The organism is Psychrobacter glacincola, assembly GCF_904846215.1.
In the GTDB taxonomy this organism is placed as follows: Bacteria; Pseudomonadota; Gammaproteobacteria; order Pseudomonadales; family Moraxellaceae; genus Psychrobacter; species Psychrobacter glacincola.
The window spans coordinates 1-619 of the sequence record NZ_CAJGZK010000087.1; the positions used below are offsets into that span (position 1 = coordinate 1).

General features: G+C 47.8%; 1 protein-coding gene. It reads right to left on the reverse strand.

Features of this window, described 5'->3' with window-relative positions:
* Nucleotides 1-587: GTP-binding protein (locus JMW90_RS13550; RefSeq protein ID WP_201564766.1), on the reverse strand; the 587-nt coding region annotated here is incomplete at its 3' end.
* Between the last annotated feature and the right edge of the window lie 32 nt (nucleotides 588-619).

A 619-nucleotide genomic window follows, 5' to 3' on the forward strand; every position in this document is an offset into this window, starting at 1 on the left:
TTTAATAGTTCTACAACGGCTGGTTGACCATATTTTTCTTGTGAGCCTTTTAGGGCTTCAGTGGCAGAACCATGGATGATTGGGGTGTCATCACCTGGGAAGTCATAGTCGCTTAATAATTCACGAACTTCCATTTCTACGAGTTCAAGCAATTCTTCGTCATCAACAACGTCGCACTTGTTCATGAATACGACGATGTACGGTACGCCAACCTGACGTGAAAGCAGGATGTGCTCACGGGTTTGTGGCATAGGGCCGTCAGTTGCTGATACTACTAGGATTGCGCCGTCCATCTGGGCTGCACCGGTGATCATGTTTTTAACATAATCGGCGTGACCTGGGCAATCAACGTGAGCGTAATGACGTGATGGGGTGTCATATTCTACGTGTGAGGTGTTGATGGTGATGCCACGTGCTTTTTCTTCTGGTGCTGAGTCAATAGACGCGTAGTCTTTGGCTTCGCCACCAGAGGTGATTGCAGCTACGGTTGCGACTGCAGCGGTAAGGGTGGTTTTACCGTGGTCAACGTGTCCGATGGTACCGACGTTAACATGTGGTTTTAGACGTTCAAACTTGGCCTTTGCCATGGGTATTCCCTCTTTTTTTGGTGAGTATTTAT